This window comes from Monashia sp. NPDC004114 (assembly GCF_053603855.1).
In genome coordinates this window covers 65,245-88,369 of the sequence record NZ_JBSGGK010000017.1, presented here as the reverse complement: position 1 = coordinate 88,369, position 23,125 = coordinate 65,245, and the positions used below count along the sequence as shown (strand labels likewise).

24 protein-coding genes and 1 riboswitch are annotated in these 23,125 nt (G+C 71.9%); of the genes, 13 read left to right on the top strand and 11 right to left on the bottom strand.

Annotated features, from left to right (window positions below):
* Positions 1–3: 3 nt before the first annotated feature.
* Entirely contained in the window at positions 4–210 is a 207-nt protein-coding gene (locus ACWEOW_RS19605; protein WP_452270920.1) for a DUF1918 domain-containing protein, read from the bottom strand.
* A gap of 144 nt (positions 211–354) precedes the next feature.
* Here ACWEOW_RS19605 and ACWEOW_RS19600 point away from each other — a divergent pair, with 144 nt between their 5' ends.
* Together ACWEOW_RS19600 and ACWEOW_RS19595 are read left to right on the top strand one after the other, a co-directional pair.
* The gene (locus ACWEOW_RS19600; RefSeq protein ID WP_452270919.1) at positions 355–1,557 is read left to right on the top strand and encodes a sensor histidine kinase; all 1,203 of its coding nucleotides are present in this window, start codon (positions 355–357) and stop codon (positions 1,555–1,557) included.
* Positions 1,550–2,230 carry a response regulator transcription factor gene (locus tag ACWEOW_RS19595; RefSeq protein WP_452270918.1) on the top strand — a complete coding sequence of 227 codons (681 nt, stop codon included), beginning with the start codon at positions 1,550–1,552 and terminating at the stop codon, positions 2,228–2,230. The genes ACWEOW_RS19600 and ACWEOW_RS19595 overlap by 8 nt, the downstream gene beginning before the upstream one ends.
* On the opposite strand, the gene ACWEOW_RS19590 is transcribed toward ACWEOW_RS19595, so the two are convergent.
* Complete coding sequence (locus ACWEOW_RS19590) at positions 2,227–2,667, bottom strand: DUF4235 domain-containing protein (protein WP_452270917.1); 441 nt, start codon at positions 2,665–2,667, stop codon at positions 2,227–2,229. The two genes, ACWEOW_RS19595 and ACWEOW_RS19590, sit on opposite strands and share 4 nt — an antisense overlap.
* A 73-nt stretch (positions 2,668–2,740) precedes the next feature.
* Positions 2,741–2,857, top strand: a riboswitch (TPP riboswitch).
* A gap of 73 nt (positions 2,858–2,930) precedes the next feature.
* Between ACWEOW_RS19590 and ACWEOW_RS19585 the strand changes: the two genes are divergently transcribed.
* From ACWEOW_RS19585 to ACWEOW_RS19555, 7 genes are all read left to right on the top strand, one after another.
* Positions 2,931–3,557, top strand: coding sequence for an ECF transporter S component (locus ACWEOW_RS19585; RefSeq protein WP_452270916.1), 627 nt, complete (start codon positions 2,931–2,933; stop codon positions 3,555–3,557).
* An 11-nt stretch (positions 3,558–3,568) separates the two neighbouring features.
* Positions 3,569–5,947, top strand: a complete 2,379-nt coding sequence (locus ACWEOW_RS19580) for an ATP-binding cassette domain-containing protein (protein ID WP_452270915.1) — start codon at positions 3,569–3,571, stop codon at positions 5,945–5,947.
* Positions 5,948–6,002: 55 nt separating this feature from the next.
* Positions 6,003–6,542 carry a hypothetical protein gene (locus ACWEOW_RS19575; RefSeq protein ID WP_452270914.1) on the top strand — a complete coding sequence of 180 codons (540 nt, stop codon included), beginning with the start codon at positions 6,003–6,005 and terminating at the stop codon, positions 6,540–6,542.
* A gap of 2 nt (positions 6,543–6,544) precedes the next feature.
* Positions 6,545–7,141, top strand: a complete 597-nt coding sequence (locus ACWEOW_RS19570) for a histidine phosphatase family protein (RefSeq protein ID WP_452270913.1) — start codon at positions 6,545–6,547, stop codon at positions 7,139–7,141.
* The gene (gene mptB, locus ACWEOW_RS19565) at positions 7,134–8,720 is read left to right on the top strand and encodes a polyprenol phosphomannose-dependent alpha 1,6 mannosyltransferase MptB (RefSeq protein ID WP_452270912.1); all 1,587 of its coding nucleotides are present in this window, start codon (positions 7,134–7,136) and stop codon (positions 8,718–8,720) included. Before ACWEOW_RS19570 ends, mptB begins: the two co-directional genes overlap by 8 nt.
* 96 nt (positions 8,721–8,816) lie before the next feature.
* A complete protein-coding gene (locus tag ACWEOW_RS19560) occupies positions 8,817–9,410 on the top strand; it encodes a hypothetical protein (RefSeq protein ID WP_452270911.1) in 594 nt (197 codons plus the stop codon).
* Between the two features lie 148 nt (positions 9,411–9,558).
* The gene (locus ACWEOW_RS19555) at positions 9,559–10,773 is read left to right on the top strand and encodes a pyridoxal phosphate-dependent aminotransferase (RefSeq protein WP_452270910.1); all 1,215 of its coding nucleotides are present in this window, start codon (positions 9,559–9,561) and stop codon (positions 10,771–10,773) included.
* A gap of 6 nt (positions 10,774–10,779) precedes the next feature.
* Here the strand turns inward: ACWEOW_RS19555 and ACWEOW_RS19550 are convergent, their stop codons facing one another.
* Positions 10,780–11,106, bottom strand: coding sequence for a hypothetical protein (locus ACWEOW_RS19550; protein ID WP_452270909.1), 327 nt, complete (start codon positions 11,104–11,106; stop codon positions 10,780–10,782).
* 15 nt (positions 11,107–11,121) lie between these two features.
* Between ACWEOW_RS19550 and ACWEOW_RS19545 the strand changes: the two genes are divergently transcribed.
* From ACWEOW_RS19545 to ACWEOW_RS19535, 3 genes are read left to right on the top strand one after another with little or no spacing between them, the layout of a single operon-like run.
* Positions 11,122–11,622 (top strand): hypothetical protein, encoded by a 501-nt coding sequence (locus ACWEOW_RS19545; RefSeq protein WP_452270908.1) that lies wholly within the window; start codon positions 11,122–11,124, stop codon positions 11,620–11,622.
* A 46-nt stretch (positions 11,623–11,668) separates the two neighbouring features.
* A complete protein-coding gene (locus ACWEOW_RS19540) occupies positions 11,669–12,679 on the top strand; it encodes an LLM class flavin-dependent oxidoreductase (RefSeq protein ID WP_452270907.1) in 1,011 nt (336 codons plus the stop codon).
* Between the two features lie 47 nt (positions 12,680–12,726).
* Entirely contained in the window at positions 12,727–13,149 is a 423-nt protein-coding gene (locus ACWEOW_RS19535; protein WP_452270906.1) for an OsmC family protein, read from the top strand.
* Between the two features lie 26 nt (positions 13,150–13,175).
* Here the strand turns inward: ACWEOW_RS19535 and ACWEOW_RS19530 are convergent, their stop codons facing one another.
* The 5 genes from ACWEOW_RS19530 to ACWEOW_RS19510 form a co-directional block, all read right to left on the bottom strand.
* Entirely contained in the window at positions 13,176–14,603 is a 1,428-nt protein-coding gene (locus ACWEOW_RS19530) for a L,D-transpeptidase family protein (RefSeq protein ID WP_452270905.1), read from the bottom strand.
* A 173-nt stretch (positions 14,604–14,776) separates the two neighbouring features.
* Positions 14,777–15,466, bottom strand: coding sequence for a TetR/AcrR family transcriptional regulator (locus ACWEOW_RS19525; protein WP_452270904.1), 690 nt, complete (start codon positions 15,464–15,466; stop codon positions 14,777–14,779).
* Positions 15,467–15,551: 85 nt separating this feature from the next.
* Positions 15,552–16,601 carry an L-lactate dehydrogenase gene (locus ACWEOW_RS19520; protein WP_452270903.1) on the bottom strand — a complete coding sequence of 350 codons (1,050 nt, stop codon included), beginning with the start codon at positions 16,599–16,601 and terminating at the stop codon, positions 15,552–15,554.
* A 36-nt stretch (positions 16,602–16,637) separates the two neighbouring features.
* Positions 16,638–17,819: a glycosyltransferase 87 family protein gene (locus tag ACWEOW_RS19515; RefSeq protein ID WP_452270902.1), complete on the bottom strand. Its 1,182-nt coding sequence runs from the start codon at positions 17,817–17,819 to the stop codon at positions 16,638–16,640.
* A gap of 34 nt (positions 17,820–17,853) precedes the next feature.
* Positions 17,854–19,209 (bottom strand): transaminase, encoded by a 1,356-nt coding sequence (locus ACWEOW_RS19510; protein ID WP_452270901.1) that lies wholly within the window; start codon positions 19,207–19,209, stop codon positions 17,854–17,856.
* 231 nt (positions 19,210–19,440) lie between these two features.
* On the opposite strand from ACWEOW_RS19510, the gene ACWEOW_RS19505 reads away from it, so the two are divergent.
* Positions 19,441–20,826, top strand: a complete 1,386-nt coding sequence (locus ACWEOW_RS19505; protein ID WP_452270900.1) for an NAD(P)/FAD-dependent oxidoreductase — start codon at positions 19,441–19,443, stop codon at positions 20,824–20,826.
* Here the strand turns inward: ACWEOW_RS19505 and ACWEOW_RS19500 are convergent.
* From ACWEOW_RS19500 to ACWEOW_RS19490, 3 genes are all read right to left on the bottom strand, one after another.
* Positions 20,823–21,629, bottom strand: coding sequence for a 2-phosphosulfolactate phosphatase (locus tag ACWEOW_RS19500; RefSeq protein WP_452270899.1), 807 nt, complete (start codon positions 21,627–21,629; stop codon positions 20,823–20,825). The genes ACWEOW_RS19505 and ACWEOW_RS19500 overlap by 4 nt on opposite strands.
* Before the next feature lie 59 nt (positions 21,630–21,688).
* On the bottom strand, positions 21,689–22,435 hold the full coding sequence (locus tag ACWEOW_RS19495) for a CAP domain-containing protein (protein WP_452270898.1): 747 nt from the start codon (positions 22,433–22,435) through the stop codon (positions 21,689–21,691).
* A gap of 67 nt (positions 22,436–22,502) precedes the next feature.
* Positions 22,503–22,946 carry an MmcQ/YjbR family DNA-binding protein gene (locus tag ACWEOW_RS19490; RefSeq protein WP_452270897.1) on the bottom strand — a complete coding sequence of 148 codons (444 nt, stop codon included), beginning with the start codon at positions 22,944–22,946 and terminating at the stop codon, positions 22,503–22,505.
* Positions 22,947–23,125 lie beyond the last annotated feature (179 nt).

Below are 23,125 nucleotides of genomic sequence, written 5' to 3'. Positions count from 1 at the left end.
GCCTCAGGTGTGGGAGTCCCCGTTGGCATGGACACACTTGAGGACCGAGCCGGGACCCGGGTGGATCAGCCCGGTGTGCCCGTCGGCCCACTCGACGACGTACGGCGGCCCGCCGTCGGGGCCCTTGACCTCGACGATCGTGCCCTCGCGAGTCGACTGCCCGACGTGCTCGGCAGCCATCGTGATGCGGTCACCAACCTGCGCCTCCATCGGCACACCTCCTCCGGACGGGCTCTCCTACCAAGCACACCATCTCCGGACCGTCCGCGGGAAGGGCCAGCGCAGATTCGTGGCCCCGTGATGTCAGACCGCAGTCTGACGACCCACTCTCGCGGCTCACCTAGGCTCGTGGTCGTGACCGAGGGGACCGTCTACGACTGGCTGCAGCGCCGCCCGATGCTCCTCGACGTCCCGCTCGCGGGAGCGCTCTCGCTGCTCAGCCTGGTCATGGCAGGCGCCGGTCAGGGCTACTGGTGGAGCATCGTCACGGGCCTGGCCAACCTCGCGCTCATCGTGCGGCGCACCCGTCCGGCCCTGGCCTTCGGCGTGGTGAGCGTCGCCCTCGCGCTGCGCGTCGTCCCGTACGACAACCTGCTGCCGGGGGACGTCGCGTTCCTCGTCGCCATCTACTCGCTGGCCGCCTACGAGCGCCGCCGACCAGTGCGCCTGGCGGGTCTGGTCGTGGCCGCGCTCGGCTCCGCGATCGCGGCGTGGCGGTTCACCGGCGTGGGCGGTGCGACCCCGACCACGGGAGCGGTCGTGTTCACCTTCATCGCGTGCGCGGGCACGTCGCTGTCCGCGTGGACGCTGGGCGACCTCAAACGGGCCCGTCTCCAGCGCCTCGCAGACCTCCAGGAGCGTGCCGAGCGGATCGAGCGGGTGCGCGAGCAGGAGCTCCAGCTCGCGGCGCAGCAGGAGCGTGCCTCGGTCGCTCGCGAGATGCACGACGTCATCGCGCACGCGCTGTCGGTGATCGTCGTGCAGGCCGACGGCGCCGCGTATGCCGCCGAGCGCAGTCCCGAGGGCGCGCTGGCCCGGTCTGTGGGCGCGTTGCACACCATCGGCAGCACGGCCCGCGACGCGCTCGGTGAGACCCGCCGGCTGGTCGGCGTCCTGCGCGACCCTGACACCGGCATGGAGCTCGCTCCCGCGGCAGGTCTCGACCTGCTCGACGACCTCGTGGCCGGCGTTCGGTCGGCCGGGGTGCCGGTCACGCTGGCTGTCCGGCTGGCCCCAGCGGGCGGGGAGGCCCCGCGGCCCATGGGGCTCGACCTGGCGGCATACCGGGTCGTGCAGGAGTCGCTGACCAACGTCATCAAGCACGCCGGTCCCGGTGCCAGCGCGACAGTGGAGGTGGAGGAGCGGCCAACCAGGCTGCGAATCTCCGTGTGCGACAACGGAGTCGGCGCTGCGAGCGTCGATGACGGTCGGGGACACGGCCTGCACGGCATGCGCGAGCGGGTCGCCGTCCACGGCGGCACCCTCACCGCCGGCCCGCGGCCCGGTGGCGGCTTCGAAGTCCTCGCCACGATCCCGACGCAGGCCGCCCATGGCTGAGCAGCCGATCCGCATCATGCTCGTGGACGACCAGGCGCTGGTGCGCGCCGGGTTCCGGATGGTCCTCGACGCCGAGCCGGGCATCGAGGTCGTCGCCGAGTGCTCGGACGGGCAGGCGGCCGTCGACGCTGTGCCGGGCCGCGCCGTGGATGTGATCCTCATGGACGTCCGGATGCCGCGCCTCGACGGGATCGAGGCCACCCGGCGGATCCTCGGCCGGCCGGAGCCGCGTCCGCGCGTGCTGGTCCTGACGACGTTCGACCTCGACGAGTACGTCTACGCCGCGTTGCGGGTCGGGGCGGCGGGCTTCCTGCTCAAGGACGCCGGCCCGGCCGAGCTGCTCTCGGCCATCCGGGCGGTGCACGCGGGGGACGCCGTCGTGGCCCCCGGGCCGACCCGGCGCCTGCTCGACCGGTTCGTCCCGACGCTGCCGGGCGGCACGTCCTCGCGCACCGCCGACCGCCTCGGCCTGCTGACCGACCGCGAGCGCGAGGTGTTCGAGGCGGTCGGCCGGGGCCTCAACAACGCCGAGATCGCAGCCACGCTGCACGTCGCGGAGGCGACGGTGAAGACGCACGTCGGTCGCGTGCTCGCCAAGCTCGGGCTGCGCGACCGCGTGCAGGTCGTCGTGCTGGCCTACGAGTCCGGGGTCGTGCGCGCGGGCGGGGCCTAGCGCCCCTTACCGGCCCGGTTGATCGCCTTCTGCAGGCGGTAGTCCCGGCGTGCCGTCTTGCGCACGAGCTTGTTGTGCGCCTTGACGTCCTCGGGGGTGAGCTTCTCGCTCTCCAGCGCCTGGGGGAGGTGGCCGGCGGACTTGCGGTAGTACTCGACCGCTCCCCGCTCGGCGGCGACGCGCGCGGTCGTGACGAGCATCGAGGAGAGCGCGGTGAACAGGACGACGTCGCGGGTGCGCTCGTTGTCGAAGTCGCGCCGCACCGGCACGTTGCGGCCGGTGGCGACCTTCCAGCCACGCCGCGCGACCTTGGTCGCGACCGCGGTTGCAAGCAGCGTGGTCCCGGTTGACATGACCCTCCAGACGAACCCGCCGGCGGCGGTACGGTGGGGCTTCTCGTCGGGTCGCTGGGCCGGTTCGGTCCGCTTGGCAGCCATGCTGTGACTGTCCCATGAGGGCGGGGTAAAGTCACCCCGACAACCGAATACACAACTGAACAGCACGACCCATTCATCACGACAGGGGAGCGCCCTTGCGCTGAGAGTGCGGCAGCCCAGAAGGGCCAGGCCGCAGACCCTCGAACCTGCTCCGGTTAGCACCGGCGAAGGAAGTCGGTAATTCTCAGGCCACTGCACGGCATACGCACGTATGCCGCCAGCTGGCCTCCCCGAGGTATCCATCGGAACCCGGGAGATCAGACATGTCCACCACCATCACTGCCAGCGGTCCACTGACCCGCTGGCGCACCATCGACCTGCTCACGTGCGCCTTCCTGGGCGTCGCCTTCGGTGTCGCCTACTGGGCGTGGGGCCTGGCCTATGCCGCCCCCTCCAACGCGGTCTCGGCGGGCTTCCCGCCGCTCGCGGCGCTGTTCGCGTGGCCCTGGCTCGTCGCCGGCATGGTCGGGATGCTCGTCATCCGCCGCCCCGGCGCGGCCCTCTTCACCGAGCTGCTCGCGGCGATCGTCTCGGCGCTCATCGGCACCCAGTGGGGCCTGACCACGCTCGTGTCGGGCCTCGTCCAGGGTCTCGGCGTCGAGATCGGCTTCGCCCTCTTCGCGTATGCCGTCTACAGCTGGGCACCGCTCGTGATCGGCGGCTTCCTCGGCGGCGCGTTCGAGGCCGTCTACGAGTGGTACTCCTACTGGACCGACTGGGGCTGGGGCTACAAGATCGCCTACCTGTTCCTGCTCGGTGCGTCGGTCGCCGTGTTCGGCTCGCTCCTGTCGGTCGGCATCACGAAGGCCCTCGCAGCGGCCGGTGCGCTCAACCCGTTCCCGCCGGGACAGGAGGTCCGCGAGCGCCGCACGCTGGCCGGCTCGAGGTGATGCCGGACGTCGTGCCTTCTCGCGACGGCCTGGACGGGGGTGCGCCGTCGGGGGCCGGGGTCGAGGTCAGCGACCTCACCTGGCGCCCGTACGGCCGCTCCCGGCCGGTCCTCGAGCATCTCGACCTGACGATCGAGCCCGGCGAGCGCGTGCTGCTCGCCGGGCCGAGCGGGTCGGGCAAGTCGACCCTGCTCAGAGCCGTCGCCGGCCTGCTCCTCACCGCCGACTCCGGCGACCTGCATGGCACGGTCGAGGTGGATGGCGTTGCACCGCAAGAGGTTCCGGGCGCTGTCGGGTTGGTGCTCCAGGATCCGGGTGCGGGGATCGTCGCCTCGACCGTCGGGCGTGACGTGGCCTTCGGGCTCGAGAACGTCTCGACGGTGCCCGGCTCGATGCCGCAGCGGGTCGCCGCCGCGCTGGCTGAGGTCGGGCTGACGATGTCTCCCGACAGCCCGCCGTCGACGCTGAGCGGGGGCGAGTCCCAGCGGCTCGCCCTCGCCGGGGCGCTCGTCATGGAGCCGTCGGTCCTCCTGCTCGACGAGCCGACCGCCATGCTCGACGCCGTGACGGCGGACGAGGTGCGCGCCGTCGTCGCCGAGGTCGTGGCTCGTCGCGGCCTCACCCTCGTCGTCGTCGAGCACCGTCTGGAGGGCTGGCTCGACCTCGTCGACCGGATCGTCGTTCTCGATGCACAGGGTGCTGTGGTCGCCGACGGTCAACCACACGACGTGCTGGCGCAGCGGGGGGAATCGCTTGCGGCGCAAGGGATCTGGGTGCCCGGCGTGCCTGACCCGGAGCCTGTGGCAGTGTCGCTGCCGATGGGGTCGGCGGGCTCGACCGCGGCCTCAGCCGTCGTGCATCGTGGGCGCGTCGTCGTGTCCGCACGCGACGTCGACGTCGAGCGCCGGAGCCGCCGGCTCGGCGAGCAGTCGAGGTCGACTCTGGCGGTCGCGGACGCGGACCTCGAGGTGCGTGCGGGGGAGACCCTGGCGATCGTCGGCCCGAGCGGCGCGGGCAAGTCGACGCTCATGGCCGCGATGGGCGGGCTCGTCGCCCCGACCTCGGGAGCCGTCGAGATGGCCCTGCCGCTGACCCCGGGCGAGGTCGCGCCGGGCGAGGCGGGGGGCCGCCGTCCGGCGCGCGAGCGGCTGGTGCCGCCGAGCGAGTGGCGGGCCAAGGACCTCGCGCGCGTCGTGTCGTGGGTGCCGCAACGCGCCGCCAGCGCCATCGTCGGCCGAACCGTCCGCGACGACATCCTGGCGACGCCGCGGGCACTGGGCCTGCCTGCCAGTCCACCCGGCGACGGGCCGGTCCAGGTCGGCGCCGGGGCGGTGGAGGCGCGGGTCGACACGCTGCTGGATGCCCTCGGCCTCACCCATCTCGCCGACGCCGACCCGCGGCAGCTCTCGGGTGGCGAGCAGCGCCGTCTGGCGATGGCCTCGGCGATCGCGCACGCGCCGGCGCTCGTGCTCGCGGACGAGCCGACCGTCGGCCAGGACCGCCTCACCTGGGCTGCCGTGACGGGCGTCCTCGACGCGGCACGCCGGGAGGGGTCCGCGGTCGTCGTCACGACCCACGACCCGGGTGTCGTCGCGCGGGCTGACCGGGTCGCCGCGCTGACCCAGCCGGAGCAGCCGCCGGCTGACCCCGAGCCCGAGCGGCGGCCGCTGCTGGCCCGCGTCGGGCCGCTCGCCCTGCTCCTCGCCGCACTCAGCGTGCTTCCGCTCCCGGCCCTGCTGTCGAGCTGGCGGCAGGGCCTGGCCGTGCTCGCGGTCGAGGTCGTCCTCGGGGTCGTCGGGCTCGTCGCGCCCGGCCCCGGACGGCGGCCGCAGGGTCGCCTGCGTGGAGTGCTGGCTCGCCTGGCCCCGGCCGCGATCGCGGTCGCCGGCGTCGCCTGGTCGGCCTGGCTGCTGGGCGGCCGTGACATCGAGGTCGCGGCGGGTGCCGCCCTGCGCGTGCTCTGCCTCATCGTCCCCTCTGCAGTCGTCGTCGGCTTCATCGACCCGGAGCGACTCGGTGACCACCTGGCCCAGCGAGTGCACCTACCGGCGCGTCCGGTCGTCGCCGCCACGGCCGCGCTGCAGCGGCTCCAGGCGTTCGACGCGCTGTGGGTCGAGCTCATGACGACGCGGCGGGTCCGCGGCATCCGCGCCGACGCGGGCGTCGTGGCACGGACCCGTGAGGCCGTGGTCGTGACGGGCGGGTTGCTCGTCGGCGCGCTCGGCCAGGCCTCCAACCTCGCACTTGCGATGGATGCCCGCGGCTTCGCCGAGGCCCGCCGGCGCACGTGGGCGGGTGACGCACCGTGGCGGACGCCCGACACCCTCGCGGTCCTCGCGGGCCTCGTCATCATCGCTGCCGGCGTTGCCGCGCGGCTGTTCCTGCCGTGACCGTCCCGGAAGGCACAATGGGGACGCACGCGAAGGCGACTGGAAGGGGCCACCCGTGCCCGACTCAGCTGGACCACCTGCTCGCCTGACGGCATACCCCCGCCGGGGGACTCCACTGCGCTGGGCCCCCGTGACGCTGGCGTATGCCGCCGGGCTCGGGCTGGTCGTCACGCTCGCCGGCTGCGGCCAGCCGGCGCCCTCCAGTCCGGGCGGAGGTCTGGAGCCCACCGTGAGCGTCCCCGTCCAGCCCACCATCGCACCCGTGACACCGTCCGACGATGTGCCCTCCGACCCATCGGCGGCGGTCGACGAGGACCCCTACGACGCGTCGTCGAGCCTGACCAGCGGCACGTGCGAGCCGTCCGGCGACGTGTGGAGCTTCACCGGCACGCTGAAGAACTCCGACACGCAGCAGCACACCTTCTCGGTCGGCGTCTTCATCATCAAGACCTCGGACAGCTCGCAGGTGGCGAGCAAGGAGGTCGAGGTGCCGGTCGCGCCCGGAGCGACCGCACCCGTCAAGGTCGAGGGCTTCTGGAAGGGCCCGAAGACGGGTGTCGAGTGCCTCACCGGCGTGACGATCAAGGGCCTCTAGCGGTGCGGCTCTTCCTCGTACGTCATGGCCAGACCCAGGCCAACGTCTCGCGCCAGCTCGACACTGCCGTGCCCGGGCTGGACCTCACCGACGAGGGCCGTTCGCAGGCGGTCATGCTCGCCTCGCGCCTCGGGGGCGAGGACCTCGGCGCGATCTACACCTCCGACCTCGTCCGCACCCAGCAGACGGCGGCGCCGCTCGCCGAGCTGCTCGGCCTGACGATGGTCGTGCTGCCGGGGCTGCGCGAGATCCAGGCGGGTGACTACGAGATGTCGACCGACTGGAAGCCCTACATCGACGCCGTCGTCCGCTGGCGCGACGACCCGGCGCACGCGATCCCGGGCGGGGACAGCGGGGTCGGTTTCATGACTCGCTACGAGGCGGCGATCCGGCGCATCGCCACGGACGGCCACGAGTCGGCCGTCGCGGTCAGCCACGGCGCCGCGATGCGCGTGTGGTGTGCCGCAACGCTGCACCTGCCGGCGGAGTTCTTCGACACACGACGTGTCGACAACACCCACGTCGTGACGATGGAGGGCGACCCCGACTCGGGCTGGCGCCTGCTCGCGTGGGGGGACGAGCCGGTCACCCATGGGTGAGGTCGCCGCATCCGAGCCGGCGCCGGTTCGCGGGTCGCATCGCGGGCTGTGGCGGTGGGCAGGGTGCGCGGCCGCCGTGGCTCTGGCGGCCTCGTCATGGGGATCGGGCGCGCGGCCGGAGCTCAACATCGGCATCCTCTGGCCGGGGATCGAGCCGTGGCGCGCGACCGGTGGGTCGCCTTTGCTGGCAACGGTATCCGTCTTGGCGATGGGCCTCCTCGTCGTCGCCTGGTGGCGGCTGCGGTGGGCGCCGGTGTCGCTCCGCTGGTGGTGGACCACCATCGCGCTGTGGTTCGTGCCGCTCGTCGCGTCCGTGCCGCTCTACAGCCGAGACCTGTACTCGTATGCCGCTCAAGGTGCCCTCTGGGCGGATGGGCTCAACCCGTACGAGCATGCGGTGCGCGAGCTCGACTCCGACTGGCGGGCGTCCACGGCACCGACCTGGCTGGACACGCCGACGCCGTACGGGCCTTTCTGGCTGCTCCTCGCGCGTGGCGTGGCCACCGTCTCCGGCGGCCACCTCTGGCTGGCCCTGCTGCTGCTGCGGCTGCTCGCCGTCGTGGGCGTTGTCGTCATCGCGTGGGCGGTGGCCGACATCGCCCGGCGCCTCGGCGCCTCGACCGGGAAGGCGACCTGGCTCGGTGTGGCGTGCCCGCTCGTCGGTGCCCACTTCGTCAGCGGCGCCCACAATGACGCGCTCATGGTGGCTGCGGTGCTGGCGGCGGTCGCGCTCGCCCTGCGCCGTCGCTTCGTCGTGGCGTGCCTCGTGATCGCCCTCGGCGCGATGGTCAAGGTCACCGCCGTCATCGCCCTGCCCTTCATCGCCCTGATGTGGGCGCGCGGCCTTCAGCCTCGGCGCGTGGGTGCCTCGTCCGAGGGCGTGGTGGCCTGGGGGCAGGTCGTGCGTGCGGGGCTGTTCAGTGTGCTGGTCGCCGGGGTGCCGATGGTTGCGGTCTCAGTGCTCACCGGCCTCGGGTTCGGCTGGGTCAACCCGGCCTCGACCCCGGGCAAGAACGAGCAGTGGACCTCGATCCCGACCTCGCTGGGCATCGCGGTCCAGGCGATCGGCCACCTGCTCGGTCAGGGCGACTGGCGCGACCCGGCAGTCAGTGCGGCGAGGGCGGCCGGCCTGGTCGTGCTCGCGCTGCTGCTCGTCCTCGTCTGGCTGGGCGCCGCCAAGGCTCTGGACCGAGTCGGCCTGGCTGACGAGGCCGCTGCACGGGAGGACCGGGCCCGGGTCGTCCGGGGGATCGGCTGGGCGATGCTGGCCGCGGTCGTGCTGGCGCCGGTGTTCCTGCCCTGGTACTACCTCTGGGTCCTGCCCGTCCTCGCCGTCTCGCTCGAGCCGCGCTTGGGCCGGGGTGCGGCGACGGCGCTCGCTGCAGTCGCCTCGGTCATCTGCTTCATGACCCTGCCCGAGGGCTACAGCCTCGCGCTGCGCACGACCGGAGTCGGCGTCCCGGTCGCGATCGTCGCGACGGTTCTGCTCGTCCGCGTGGGGGCACGGACCGGTCGGCGCCTCGACTGGCGGCACCTGCCGGACCTGTCGCGGCCGCTGCTCGCTCGCCGCTCGACCTGACCCGGCCCGGGCGACGTTGGGTGTGCATCGTCACGGATCGGCGACGCCTCGGTCCGAAGGCTGGCCGGGTGAACCGCGGTGCCAGACACTGTCCCGGTGACAGACTCCGGCTTCAGTGACGAGGCCAAACGCCGTCGACGGCGCACACCTCCGCCGGCCACGCAGCCTGCCTACCGTGCCCCGACCAGCCCCACCCCGGCATACCCGACACCGACCCCCACACCGGCCCCGACGCCGCGGCGTCACCGGCGTCGGCTCAGTGCCGGTTTCCTCTTCTTCCTCGTCGTCATCCTCGGGCTGCTCGCGTTCGCCGGCTGGGCCTGGGCCGGTCGGACCTATACGGCTGACCTGGACGCGTACGACGCACTCGGTGTGGCCATCACCGAGATGGACCGGAGCATCACGCCGCTCGAGCACAGCGAGGTGCCGCCCTGTCGCGACTCCGCCGAGGGGGTCATCACGCGCACCTACCCGCCGTCGACCGGACCCCAGGCCGCCGAGGTCATCGGCTACCTCGAGCAGAAGGGCTGGACCGAGACCCCGGCCGGCGCGCCGGACATCGCACACCTGACCAAGGTCGAGGCGGGGCACCTGCTGACCATCGACGTCGCCGCCCCCACCCGCACCCAGCTCGTCTCGTCGCTGACCGGACGCAGCCCCGCGTCCTCGCTCGCCTGCCTCGTCCGCTGAGCAGCTCAGAGACTCCGCCGCCCGACCTCCGTCGAGTGGGCGCTCCGTCCCACGTGCCACGCGGGTTGAGACGTAGGTCACGGAAGCGGTGGGCCACATGGTGGGAAATCCGCGGTCCCCGGCATACGGCAGTGCCACCCTTGACCCCATGCGTGCGGTCTCCCAGAGCAAGAAGCTGCAGAACGTCTGCTACGAGATCCGGGGACCGGTGCTCGCCGAGGCCAAGCGCCTCGAGGAGGAGGGCCACCGCATCCTCAAGCTCAACATCGGCAACCCCGCGCCGTTCGGTTTCGAGGCGCCCGAGGACATCCTCGTCGACGTCATCCAGGAGCTGCCGACCGCGCAGGGGTACAGCGACAGCAAGGGCATCCTGTCGGCCCGCCGCGCGATCGCCCAGCACTACGAGGTGCGCGACTTCCCGCACGTGAGCGTCGAGGACATCTACCTCGGCAACGGCGTCTCCGAGCTCATCGTCATGGCCATGCAGGGCCTGCTCGACAACGGCGACGAGGTGCTCATCCCGGCCCCCGACTACCCCCTCTGGACGGCGGCGGCCAGCCTCGCCGGCGGACGGCCGGTCCACTACATCTGCGACGAGCAGGCCGGCTGGGCGCCGGACCTCGACGACATCCGCAGCAAGGTCACCGACCGGACCAAGGCGATCGTCGTGATCAACCCGAACAACCCGACCGGCGCCGTCTACCCGCGCGAGGTCCTGGCCGAGATCGCCGAGATCGCCCGGCAGCACGAGCTCATCGTCATGGCCGACGAGATCTACGACAAGATCCTCTACGACGGCGCCACCCATACGTCGGTGGCCGCGCTCGCACCCGACCTGCTCTGCCTGACGTTCAACGGACTCTCCAAGGCGTACCGCGTCGCCGGGTTCCGCTCCGGCTGGCTCGCGATCACCGGCCCCAAGGAGCACGCACGCAACTACCTCGAGGGCCTGGACATCCTCGCCAACATGCGGCTGTGCGCGAACGTGCCCGCGCAGCATGCGATCCAGGTCGCGCTCGGCGGCCGCCAGTCGATCAACGACCTGATCCTTCCCGGTGGTCGCCTCCTCGAGCAGCGCAACGTCGCCTGGGAGCTGCTGAACCAGATCGACGGCGTCAGCTGCACCAAGCCGCAGGGTGCCCTCTACCTCTTCCCGCGACTCGACCCAGCGGTGCACCACATCGAGGACGACGAGCGGTTCGCCCTCGACCTGCTCCGCGAGCAGCACATGCTCGTCGTCCACGGCACCGGCTTCAACTGGGCCACGCCCGACCACTTCCGGCTCGTGTTCCTCCCGCGCGTCGAGGACCTCGAGGACGCCGTGGGCCGGCTCGAGAAGTTCCTCGGGACCTACGCCAGGTAGTCTCGCTCAGACCTGCGTCGAGGCCCACCACTTGACCAGCAGACCGAGCACGACGGCCCACAGGACGGTGAGCACCAGCGAGAGCCCGATCGCGAGCAGGGCAGGCCTGCGGCCACCCGGCTCCCGGCGCGCCAGGCTGAGCCCACCGAGCGCAAGACCGAGCAGCTGCGGCAGGAACGTGATGCCGAAGACCACACCGACCAACGACACGACGACCGCCGCACGGGCGAGCGGGGCGTCGGCCGCCAGGCTGGGAGCCGACCCGACGGCACTGCGGCGCAGAGCGCCGGCTCCATCCTCGTCGTCCTCCGGGGGACGATCCACGTCGGTCACGCGTTCAGGGTAACGATGGACACCAGCACCAGGGCGGGCGCGTCGCCCCGCGGAGCAGCCGCTCCGCGTCCGTATGCCGTCGGCTCTTCTCCAGTCGAGCCGTATGCCGTCCGGTGGGTAGGATCCCGAACGCTCGCCGTGCTCGGGGCTGGGGTCCTCGCCACCCTCGCGCTCACCGCCTGCAGCTCCGACCCGACCCTGTCCGACCTGCCGCCCGACGTCGCCCAGGCCCGGCCGACGATCAGCGCTGAGGAGGCCGGCTTCGTGCTCAAGGCCGAGAAGCTCGGCGCGAAGATCACCGGCGAGTCGGTCGACGACGACATCGAGACCGGCACCACGACCTGCTGGGCGCTCGCGAACGGCGGGCTCACGCTGCGCCAGATCGCGGTCGACGACCAGGGCGCGCCCCTCGGCAACACCGGCGACGCCCTGCGCACCAAGCAGCTGATGGCGGCCGGCGTCCAGGCCTTCTGCCCCGACCACGACGACGAGGTGTCCCAGCTCGGCCTGCCGTAGCCCAGGCCGACGGAATACCCCGAGCCCGGGTGGTCGTTGCGCTGGTGTGAGTCGACCCCGCGCCCAGCTGAACATTCTCGACCTCGTGCCCGTCGTCGAGGGCGGCACCGCCGGCGAGGCGATCGCCTCGACCGTCGACCTGGCCCGGCATGCCGAGAAGTGGGGCTACGGGCGGTACTGGATGGCCGAGCACCACAACATGCGCGGGGTCGCGTCGAGCGCCACGGCGGTGCTCATCGGCCATGTCGCGGACCACACCGAGACCATCCGCGTCGGGGCGGGCGGCATCATGCTCCCGAACCACGCGCCCTACGTGGTCGCGGAGCAGTTCGGCACCCTCGAGACCATGCACCCGGGCCGGATCGACCTCGGGCTGGGCCGTGCGCCGGGCACCGACCCGTTCACGACCCGAGCCCTGCGCCGCAACGAGGCCGCGGCGATGAACTTCGCGGGCGAGGTCCAGGAGCTGATCGGCTACCTCGGCGACCCCGACCCCGACCAGAAGGTGCGCGCATTCCCCGGAGAAGGCACCCGCGTGCCGATCTGGATCCTCGGTTCGAGCCACGGCGGCGCGCAGGTGGCTGCCGCTCTCGGCCTGCCGTACTCCTTCGCCTCGCACTTCGCCCCCGCCGCGCTGATGAGCGCTCTCGAGGTCTACCGGAGCCAGTTCCAGCCCTCGACCGAGCCCGGCGGACTGGACGCGCCGCGCATCATGGCCGGCGCGAACATCATGGTCGCCGAGACGGCCGAGGAGGCCGAGCGGCTGTTCACGAGCGTCCTGCGCCGCTTCCACGGCATCGTCACCGGCCGCCGAACCGGGCTTCCCGAGCCCGAGGGCGACATCGCGAGCCTGCTGGCGCAGTGGTCTCCGGCCGAGCGGCAGGCGGTGAGCGAGATGACCCGGGTCTCGCTCGTCGGGACGCCCGACCAGGTGTGCGAGGGCCTGTCCGGGTTCGTCGAGGCGACCGGCGTCGACGAGGTGATCGTCACCTGCGGGGCCTTCGACCACGAGGACCGGCTGCGCTCGTTCGAGCTCCTCGCGGACGCGTGGATCTGATCGCACCCGAACCTGACGCGATCCCGACTCTCTGAGAGGCTGCCTCCATGAGCACCGATGCCGACCTGCGCACGATCACCCTGACCCGCGACAGCCAGGGCCGCTACACGGCCCGCAACCGGCGCGGCGGTTCCATCTCGGTCAGCTCGGGGACCGACGAGCTGTCGCCGGTCGAGCTGCTGCTGGCGGGAATCGCGGCGTGCACCGCCGTCGACGTCGACACGGTGACGACCCGGCGCGCCGAGCCGGAGAGCTTCGAGGTCGAGGTCACTGCGGACAAGGTCAAGGACGAGAACGGCAACCACCTGCAGGACATCAACGTCACCTTCCGGGTGCGCTTTCCCGACGGCGATGCCGGTGACGCTGCCCGGGAGATGCTGCCCAAGCTGGTCAGGCGGTCGCACGACGAGTGGTGCACCGTGAGCCGCACCGTCGAGCTCGGCGCGAAGGTCACCGCGAAGGTCGAGTGACCTGGCGCCAGGCTGCTCGCCCGGGGTCAGTGGTAGACGACGACCTTGTCGCCGATCTTCACCTGGAAGTAGAGCGCCTTGATCTGGGCCAGGTCCGCGATGTTGACACAGCCGTGGCTGGCGCTCGTGTAGCCGAGACGCGCGAAGTTGGAGGAGTAGTGCACGGCCTGGCCGCCCGAGAAGAACATGGAGTACGGCATGGGCGTGAAGTAGAGGTTCGAGATGACGTACTCGTACTTCTTGAAGACCTTGAAGGTGCCCTCGCGCGTCTCGAGCCCCGGCCGGCCGAAGCGGGCCCACATCGACGTCTTCACCGCCCCGTCGACGACCCACGTAAGGGTTCGGGTCCCCTTGTCGACGCACATGACCCGGCCGGTTCGACAGCGGGTGTCGAGGGCCGCGATCGACGGGAGCGTTGGACGCAGGCCGGCCGCGAAGCGGTACTGGTCGAAGGTGCCCGGGGTGTAGGTGAGGCTGAGCAGCTTGCCCCACGTGCGTTTGTCGACGGCCCCTGACTGGGGCAGGTCGTAGGCCCGCTGGAACGCCAGCACCTTCTGGCCGAGCGTCCAGCCGTAGACGCCCGAGATGGCGTACGGCCACAGGCCTTTGGCACGCAGCCGCAGCTGGAGCTCCTTGACGTTGTTGGCCGCAGCGGACGTGCTCAGCACCGTCGGTGTCGCGGTGAGCGACACGAGCCGCGTCCAGGTGCGGGTGTCGAGGACCGCGGACTGAGGAAGGTTCTGGTCGAGCTGGAAGGTCCGCACCCGCTGAGTGAGCGTCCACCCGAAGTAGCCGGAGACGGCATACGTCCAGTAGGACGCCTTGACGAGGCGCAGCCGCACCATGAGGTCCTTCACGGCGTATCCGGACTCGCCCTCCTCGAGGCGGGTCGGGGTGGCGGTCAGGGCGACCAGCCGCGACCAGGTGCGCTCGTCGACGACGCCACTGTCCGGAAGGCCTTGGTCGCGCTGGAAGGCGAGCACGGTCTGCCCGAGGGTCCAGCCGTACACACCCGAGATCGCGTAGGGCCAGTAGGAGGCCTTGACGAGCTTGAGCCGCACCTGGAGGTCCTTGACCTTGGCCGCGGGCGCATTCGTGGGGATGACGACCGGCGAGGGCTGCTGCGTCGTGGAAGGCGTTGATGAAGGCGTCGACGGAGGCGTCGTGGGTGCCGTCGTCGTGGTCGCGGCAGTAGTGGTCGGAGCGGTAGTGGTCGGAGCGGTCGTGGCCGGCTCGCTCGTCGTGTCGGTCGGGGCTCCGGTGTCCGTCGTCGTCTCGCCGGCCGACGCAGGACTCTGGGACTGGCCCTGGGTCGCGGGCGGAGTCGGCGTGCCGGTGCTGTCGTCAGCCCGTGCGGCCGGAGCGGCGGCTACGAGGGCGAGTGTCACGAGCGTCACGAGCGTGGCTGCGGCCAGCTGCGCGGCGCGCGTCGAGTCAATACGGATGGTCTTCATGCTTCCCCCTGTGTCCCGACCCTCGGGCGGTCGTCGAGCTCCGGCGCGGCAGCGCGTCTCATTCTGGCAGGCCACGCCGACATCGGCGCGCCATCGCCTCACCCATGAGGACGCATCAGGCGCCGCAATGGTTGTCACACAGCGGCTCTCGGTTCGGATGACCTCAGCGAGGTCTAGTGGTCCGTCCCTTCCGAGCTGAGACCGAGACCGAGGTCGACCATCTTGACGAGGCGCGGGGCGAGCTCGGCAATGGCGTCCTTGGGCAGCCCGCGCAGCGGTCCGTCCAGGGCGAGCATGGCCATGCCGTGAACGGCGGACCATGCGAGCAGCTCGGCCCCCGGTCGTTCCCCCGTGGGCAGCACCCCGACGTCGACCATGTCATCCAGCGAGTCGGACAGCAGCTGGAACGGCGTCCGCCCGGACGCTCCGGCGGCGTCGGCCGAGGCGGAGCGACTGAGGTCGACGGGGACGGCGAACGCCGTGCGGAACAGCCCGGGCTCGCTCATCGCGAACCGCAGGTACCCCACGCCCACCGCGCGGAACCGCGCCCGCGCTTTGGCTCCGGGGTCGAGATCGCCTGGTACCGCGTCCATCGCCGCGCTGATGACATCCGCAGCCCGGCTCTGGGCACGCGACACGACCTCGCCGAGGAGGGCGTCGCGATCCGCGAAATGGCGGTATGCCGCATTGGCCGACACGCCGACGCGGCGCGTCGCCTCGCGCAGCACCACCGCGTCGGGCCCGCCCTCGCGTGCGAGGTCCATGCCCGCATCGAGCAGAGCCCGCCGAAGATCACCGTGGTGGTACGTGGCCCGGGGCGTCACGGCATACCGCTCCGGATCTGCGGCGGCGGACGAGCTCACGCTCCCATGATGCTCCCCCGGGATCCGCCACGTCCGCAGCCTCCGCCGCAGCACCTCGAACCGGCGGAAGCGGGGAGACCAGCGGTCAGAAGCCGAAGCGGCGTGCCGTCGCCCGCACGGCCTCGGCCGAAGAGCGCAGACCGGCGAGCTCGGCCTCGGTCATCGGAACCTCGACGCGCTCGCCGACGCCGCCGGAGTGCACGACCGCGGGGACCGAGAGGCAGACGTCGCCGATGCCGTAGTAGTCGTCGAGCAGGGACGAGACGGGCAGGATCCGGCGCTCGTCATAGACCACGGCCTCGACGATCCGGGTCGCGGCCAGGCCGATGGCGTAGTTCGTCGCACCCTTGCCCTCGATGACGCGGTAGGCGGACTCGACGACATCGCGGGCGATCCTGGCCCGTGCAGGCTCGTCGAGGGATGGCCGCCCCTGCGAGTCACGCCACTCCAGGAGAGGGACCGACCCGACCGAGGCCGTCGACCACAGCGGCAGCTCCGAGTCGCCGTGCTCGCCGACGACATACGCGTGGACACTCTGCGCGGCGACGCCGATGTGCTCCGCCAGCAGGAACCGGAGACGGGACGAGTCGAGCACCGTCCCCGACCCGAACAACCGCGCGGGGGGCAGCCCGGACACCTTCAGAGCGGCATACGTGACGACGTCGACCGGGTTGGTGACCATGACGTGGAGGGCCTCGGGCGCGACCTCGACGAGGCGCGGCAGCACCTGCTTGACGATGCCGATGGTCGACTCGGCGAGGTCGAGCCGGGACTGGCCGGGCTTCTGCTTCGCGCCGGCCGTGAAGACCACGACGTCGGAGTCCGCGAGCACCGAGATGTCGTCAGAGCCCTGGACCCGCGCCATCGGGACGAACTGTATGCCGTGGCTCAGGTCGAGCGCCTCGGCTCGCACCTTCGCTGCGTTGAGGTCGAACAGCGCCACGGTCTGGGCTGCGCCTCGCATCAGCGTGGCATACGCGAGGGTCGCCCCGACGGCACCAGCACCGACGATGCCGACCTTGGTCGTCCGGCGGCCGGTCCGCGCGCCGTCGCCACTGGTCGCGTGCGTGGTCGGGGAGGACGTGCTGCCGGTCACGGCATCGGGCTCAGGGTTGTCGGTCGTGTTCTCGGACATCGGCGCTCCCGGCGGTCGAGGGTCGGCGCTCCTAGGCTAGCCAGGGGCGGTGGCTGCACGCTGCGGAGTCTCGTGCGATGGTTCGGGGCGCCTGAGCGCCAAGGCAGCCCATGCGGTCACGGCCAGCGCGGCGAGCAGGTAGGCGTTGCCGACCACCTGCTCGAAGGGGCTCCACCCGTACTCGCGACCCTGGCCGTACGGCGGCCACAGGATCGGTCGGATGACGAACACGGCGGTCCACGCGGCCGCCACCCATCGACGGCGCTCCCAGAGCGCGAGCGCCATGGGCACCGCCCAGACCCAGTGATGGGACCAGGCGACCGGTGAGGCGAGCAGCATCGCCAGAGCGGTGATGCAGGTGGCGAGAACCCGGTCGCCGCGCCCCCACCAGGCCGCCCCCACAGCCAGGACTGCGGCCGAGACCGGCAGCGCGACAGCGAGCCACACAGCGATCGACGGCCGGTGGTCGAGGAGCCGGGTGAGCGCGCCGTAGACCGACTGGTTGTGGGCGAGCGCCGGTGGCCCGATGCGCCCGGCGTCGATCAGCCCGTGCGTCCAGTACGACACCGCATAGGAGGGCGCGACGGCGAACCCAAGCCCGACGGTGGCGGCGAACGTCAGCGTCGCACGGGTTGCCATCGCGCGGCGCCCCACGACGAGCAGCAGCACGACGAAGGCGAGGGGCGTCAGCTTGATGCCGGCCGCGATCCCGAGGAGGACGCCGGACCAGCGACGGTCGGGTCCGAGCAGGTCCACGAGGACGGCCAGCATGAGGAGGATGTTGACCTGGCCGAACGTGAGGTTCTGCCAGACCGGCTCGAGTGCCAGCGCTCCCGCGGTGAGCAGGGCGACGAGCCACCCCGGAGACGGCTGGGCGAGCGCACGGCGCACGACCACGATGACCGCGGCGAGCGCCGCGACCGATGCCCCTGTCCAGAGCCCGGCCGCGAGCCACGCCGGGACGGCACCGACCGGTGTCATGACGACCGCGGCGAACGGCGGGTAGGTGAAGCGCAGCCCGGTCACCGGGTCTCGCGACCCGAGCGGTGGCGCATCGCCGAGGAGCGCCCGCCCGCCGAACTGGTACACGAGCAGGTCGGTGAAGCCGCCGCGGCGGGCTCCCGCGGCGACGGCGACCACGACGAGGACCAGGACCGGGACGGGCCCGTTCAGCAGGCGGGAGCGTCCTTCCTGCGCGCGAGCCAGAGGCACGCCCATGCCCGCATCGTACGCAGCGTGGTGGTCGTCCGGATCAGGCGAAGAGCTCCCGCAGGCAGGCCGTGAACATGTCCGTATGGGCGGCCACGTCAGCCGCCGTCGTGTCGGGGCACATCAGGGCCATGTTGTGGAATGGAGTGAGCAGGATCCCGCGGTTCAGCGCGTAGAGATGCAGGTACTGCTGGAGCTCGAAGTCATCAGCATCATGAGCTTCCTGTCCGTTCTTGGACGGGGCGGCCGAGAAGTTGTACTCGGCTCGGGCGCCGAGGCGCGTCACGTGCCAGTCGGCGCCCACGGCGTCGATGCCCGACTGGACCCCATCCGCCCAGGCGCCGGCCAGCGGCACCATGTGTTCGAACGCGGCGGGCGTCATGACCCGCTCGAGGGTCGCCTTCATCGCGGCCATCGACAGGCCGTTGCCGGCGAGCGTGCCGCCGATACCACCCACGTCGATGTCCTCCAGCTCGACGGATCGCGCGATCCGGTCGGCGACATCCTGTGTGAAACCAAATGTGCCACAAGGGATTCCGCCGCCGATCGACTTGCCGATGACGAGCAGGTCGGGGGAGAGTCCGTGGGCTCCGGTGAAGCCCGAGGGCCCCGCGCAGATCGTGTGCGTCTCGTCGTTGATGAGCATTGCGCCGTATGCCGTCGCCAGCTCGCGGATGCCCTCGTTGTAGCCCTCGTCCGGCAGCACGATGCCGATGTTCGTCAGGGCGGGCTCGACGAGGATCGCCGCCACGTCGCCGTAGGCGAGCGCCTTCTCGAGCGCGTCCAGGTCGTTGAACTCGACGACGCGGGTCGTCTCGGCCGTGTCGACCGGGGCGCCGATGTTGTTGCGCCGGTTGACGGTCGAGCCGTCGTCGCCGAGCGTCGCGAAGGCCTCGTCGACCGACCCGTGGTAGCAGTAGTTGTGGACGACGACCTTGGACCGTCCGGTGAGGTGCCGGGCGTACCGGATGGCGTGCCGGTTCGCGTCGGTCGCGGTGAGCGTGAACTGCCAGTAGGGCAGTCCGAACCGCTCCGACAGGCCCGTGGACACGGCGATGGCGTCCTCGGTCGGCAGCATCGTCGTGATGCCGCGGGCGAGCTGGGCCGTCACCGCCTCGAGGGTCGGCGCCGGCGAGTGCCCCATCATCGCGCCGGTGTCGCCGAGGCAGAGGTCGACGTGGTCGATGCCGTCGACGCAGGTGAAGTGGGCGCCGCTGGCCTGCTCGACGAACACCGGGAAGTCTCCCGGCCACTTGACCATCCAGCTCATCGGGACCCCGCCGGGCATGTGGGCCTTCGCGCGCTCGGCCAAGGCCTGGGACCGGGGTCGGGCGGTGACGAAGGCGGCTCGCTCCCGCGCGTGCAGCTCGGCCAGTCGGGCACGGTCGACGTTGCTCATGGGCGCATCATGCCCTCCCCGTCCTCACGACGGAAGTGGTCGGCAGGGCGGCCCGCACCTACGGAATCCGCAGCTTGGGGCGCCGGAGTGCGCCACCGTGGACATACCACGGAAGGGGCTGGCCGCGCTGGTCGACACCTACGGAATCCGTAGGTGTTGGAACGGGATTCCAGTGAAAAGTGAGTTTCGCGTCTTCCCTCCGCGCTCATCCTGGCAGTGCATAATCCGGGCATGCCTGCGAGCGGTTACCGGGGCCTGAGCCTGTGGCACGACACCATCGACGACGACCTCGCGCCCCGCGCGTCGCTCGGTAGCGACCTCGAGGTCGACGTCGCGATCGTCGGCGCGGGCTACACGGGGCTCTGGACGGCATACCACCTGCTGCGGGTCGACCCGACGATCCGGGTGGCCCTCCTCGAGAAGGAGGTCGCCGGCTTCGGCGCTTCGGGCCGCAACGGCGGCTGGTGCTCGGCCCTCTTCCCGGCGTCACTCAAGCGGATGGCGAGCGAGCGCGGCCGCGATGCGGCGATCCGTATGCAGCTGCGGCTGCACGACACTGTCGCCGAGGTGGGCCGCATCGCGCAGGAGGAAGGCATCGACTGCCACTTCGACCAGGGTGGCTACCTGTCCGTCGCGCGCAACCCGGCGCAGCTCGAGCGCGTACGCGAGGAGGTCGCCGACTACCGGTCGTGGGGGTTCGGGGAGGCAGACCACCGTCTCCTCGACGCGCACGAGGTGGCCGAGTTCGCCCACGTGTCCGAGGTGCTCGGTGGGTCGTGGACCCCGCACTGCGCGGCGATCCATCCCGCCCGGCTGGTCCGAGGCCTTGCCCGCGTCGTCGAGGAGCGCGGTGCCGTCATCCACGAGCGCACGAGCGCGGTCGACATCCGGAGCCGGCGCATCGTCACGGCCCACGGCACGGTGCGCGCCGAGCATGTCGTGCTGGCCACCGAGGGATACACGCCGACCGTGGCCGGCCGTCGCCGCGCCATCGCCCCGGTCTACTCGCTGATGACCGCGACGGAGCCGCTGTCCGATGACATCTGGGCGCAGATCGGTCTCGAGCGCCGGACGACGTTCGCCGACAACCGCCATCTGACGATCTACGGCCAGCGCACCCGCGACGGTCGCATCGCGTTCGGCGGCCGTGGCGCCCCGTACCACTACGCCTCCAAGGTCTCGCCGGCCTTCGACCGCGACGACCGCGTCCACGCAGCGCTTCGCCGCATCCTCGTCGAGCTGTTTCCGGTCCTGGAGGACGTGAGCTTCACCCACGCCTGGGGAGGCAACCTCGGCGTCCCCCGCGACTGGTTCCCCTCGGTGCGCCACGACCGGCACACCGGTCTCGCGTTCGCGGGTGGCTATGTCGGCGACGGGGTGGCCACCTCGGCGCTCGCCGGCCGCACCCTTGCCGCGATGATCACCGGTGACGACCCGGAGGACCTCACGTCGCTGCCGTGGGCCGGCCGCACGTCCCGCGCCTGGGAGCCCGAGCCGTTCCGTTGGATCGGTGTCAACGCAGTGACCGCGCTGATGTCGTCGGCCGACTGGTCGGAGCGCCGCACCGGACGTCAGTCACGCGCCGCGTCCGCCTTCTGGAGCGCGATGGGCCACTAGCGCTCCAGCGAGGCGAAGACCCCATCCCGGAGGACGGGCACGACGTCGGATGCGTCGACCTCCGCAGCGACCGCGACGTCTTCGGGCCAGCCCTGCTCGACCAGCTCGCGGCCGCTCGCACACGCGAGCAGCGCCTCGCTGACGCCATCCTCCACGGCTGTCCACGCAGCTGCCGCGGCCACGGCCTCGGGGCTCAGCAGCAACGGGCCGCCGCGGTGCTCGAGCCGCGCGGCCAGCGCCGCGACGACCGCCCCGGCTCCCCACAGGTCCTCGACCGCGGGGCGGAGCGACCCGTCCGGCCAGCGCTCCCCCGCGGGCACGAGCACGACGGCCGGCTGCCGCCCCCGAGCCGCCTCGAGCCGCTCGACCAGCCACGCCGCTACAGCCCGGTGGTTGCGCAGCGAGGCGGCGACGACCTCAGCCCCTGCGTCCGCCAGCAACGCACTGATCGTGGAGCCGTTGGGCGACGGTAGGACCAGGTCGCTCACTGCGCTTGCCTCGCGAATCGAGCTGGGGGACAGGCTGATTCCGCCCTTCGTGCGCGCCCGGGACCGCGGTTGTGCGAGCACGGCTCGGCGCGAGTCGGCATAAGCCTGCGCGGTCTCGTCCTTCCACCGGTAGGGATGCACTCGCATCCCCGCGTCGACGCCCACAGACACGCAGGTCGTGAAGCTGAGGACGTCGACGACGACGGCTGCGACCGCCGCACCGGACCGGACGGCATACGCCGTCAGCCCCTCCGCGCCAGTCGGGCCCCACTCGACCCGCACGACATGATGATCCTGGCTGTGCCACGCGTGCATGTCGGCCAACCTATCGGCCGACGATCGCGCCGCCCTGGCCCTGCAGGTGGGCTCGACCGTCAGCCGCCGAAGTCCTGGGTCCAGTACGAGCCGGACGAGCCGGACGAGGCTCGGCCGACGCCGATCGCGGTGAACCGGCAGTCGAGGATGTTGTCCCGGTCGGCGCGGCTGCCCATCCAGATCGTCATCACCGCCTTGGCAGAGGAGGGACCGGCCGCGATGTTCTCCCCGACCGGCCCGCCGCGGTAGCCAGCTGCCCGGAGCCGAGAGACGAAGGACTCCCCGTTGGATCCGTCGTGCGACAGCTGGTCGTTCTCCGCCATGTCGGCGCTGTGGGCCTGGGCGGCCCGCTGCAGGGACGCGCTGATGACGAGCGGGCGGCATCCAGCCCGGGCCCGCTCGATGTTGACGAGGTTCACGACGTCGTTGACGAGCCCTCCGTTGCCGGCGCCACCCCTCTCCGGCGGCGACGGCCGGGGGGACGGCGCGGGCGCGGGCGCCTGTCGAGCCGACGCGCGAGGACTCGGCACGGCACGAGCGTCGGCAGCCGTCACGACGGCCAGCGGAGTCGTGGGTGTCGCGGTGGGCAGAGCGGTCGGCGTGTTCGTCGGCGCGGTCCGCGACGGCTCGGGCTCCTCACTCGACGGTGGTGTCGACGCGGTGGGCCCTGGTGTGTGCCCGGGCCAGCCCATGCCTCCGGACTTCACGAGGACGGCGACGCCGGCGGCGACGAGCAGTGCCGACGCGGTGAGCGTGGCCACCGCCGCACGGCGCGTCACGACCGCCGGGTCGGTGTGCCGTCCCATGTGCACCTTTCGTCAACGTTCGTGAGCGGTGCCCAACCATACGTCCGCGCGGAGCGCACGGGGTGTCTCAGTGGGTGGTGTTCGTCGGTGGTTCGTGCCCGGCGTGCTGGCCGTCCAGCTCCCGGACCAGCCCGGCCGGGGCGGTCCGCCGGTAGGAGGCATCGACGAGCTCGCCCACCTCGGCCCAGTCGACGCCGTCGCCCCCGTCGTCGTTGCGCAGGTTGAGTCCCAGCCAGCCATAGGGCCCGAGGTATGCCGGCTCGAACACCCGCCCGTCGTCGAGCAGCGCCGGGCGGTCGGCCGAGTCCGGGACGAACAGCAGCGCCTGCGCGTATGGCCACGGGTCGTGGTCGCCTCTGATGACGCCGCCGTAGACCGCGAAAACCTTCCTGGTGAAGAAGTTCGGGCGGCCGTGTGACACCTTCTCGTCGGCGCCGGGCAGGGCCAGGCAGATCTGTCTGAGCCGCACGAGGTACGGGTCCGCCGTGTCGAACATGCGCGGGTGCTCCACGCGCCAACCGTATGCCGCCCCCGACCCTCGCGGTCGCCTGAGCGCCCCCCGTGTTGTCCCCGCTTTCACGTCGAGTGGGCGCTCCGCCCCACCAGCCCCACGTCGAGTGGGCGCTGCGCCCCACCAGCCCCACGTCGAGTGGGCGCTGCGCCCCACCAGCCCCACGTCGAGTGGGCGCT

Bases quoted from the DNA above. Each gene is read 5' to 3' on its own strand.
- ACWEOW_RS19605 (WP_452270920.1), bottom strand. From the start codon at position 210: ATGGAGGCGCAGGTTGGTGACCGCATCACGATGGCTGCCGAGCACGTC.
- ACWEOW_RS19595 (WP_452270918.1), top strand. From the start codon at position 1,550: ATGGCTGAGCAGCCGATCCGCATCATGCTCGTGGACGACCAGGCGCTG.
- ACWEOW_RS19590 (WP_452270917.1), bottom strand. From the start codon at position 2,667: ATGGCTGCCAAGCGGACCGAACCGGCCCAGCGACCCGACGAGAAGCCC.
- ACWEOW_RS19585 (WP_452270916.1), top strand. From the start codon at position 2,931: ATGTCCACCACCATCACTGCCAGCGGTCCACTGACCCGCTGGCGCACC.
- mptB (WP_452270912.1), top strand. From the start codon at position 7,134: ATGGGTGAGGTCGCCGCATCCGAGCCGGCGCCGGTTCGCGGGTCGCAT.
- ACWEOW_RS19555 (WP_452270910.1), top strand. From the start codon at position 9,559: ATGCGTGCGGTCTCCCAGAGCAAGAAGCTGCAGAACGTCTGCTACGAG.
- ACWEOW_RS19545 (WP_452270908.1), top strand. From the start codon at position 11,122: ATGGACACCAGCACCAGGGCGGGCGCGTCGCCCCGCGGAGCAGCCGCT.
- ACWEOW_RS19535 (WP_452270906.1), top strand. From the start codon at position 12,727: ATGAGCACCGATGCCGACCTGCGCACGATCACCCTGACCCGCGACAGC.
- ACWEOW_RS19530 (WP_452270905.1), bottom strand. From the start codon at position 14,603: ATGAAGACCATCCGTATTGACTCGACGCGCGCCGCGCAGCTGGCCGCA.
- ACWEOW_RS19520 (WP_452270903.1), bottom strand. From the start codon at position 16,601: ATGTCCGAGAACACGACCGACAACCCTGAGCCCGATGCCGTGACCGGC.
- ACWEOW_RS19515 (WP_452270902.1), bottom strand. From the start codon at position 17,819: ATGGGCGTGCCTCTGGCTCGCGCGCAGGAAGGACGCTCCCGCCTGCTG.
- ACWEOW_RS19510 (WP_452270901.1), bottom strand. From the start codon at position 19,209: ATGAGCAACGTCGACCGTGCCCGACTGGCCGAGCTGCACGCGCGGGAG.
- ACWEOW_RS19505 (WP_452270900.1), top strand. From the start codon at position 19,441: ATGCCTGCGAGCGGTTACCGGGGCCTGAGCCTGTGGCACGACACCATC.
- ACWEOW_RS19500 (WP_452270899.1), bottom strand. From the start codon at position 21,629: ATGCACGCGTGGCACAGCCAGGATCATCATGTCGTGCGGGTCGAGTGG.
- ACWEOW_RS19495 (WP_452270898.1), bottom strand. From the start codon at position 22,435: ATGGGACGGCACACCGACCCGGCGGTCGTGACGCGCCGTGCGGCGGTG.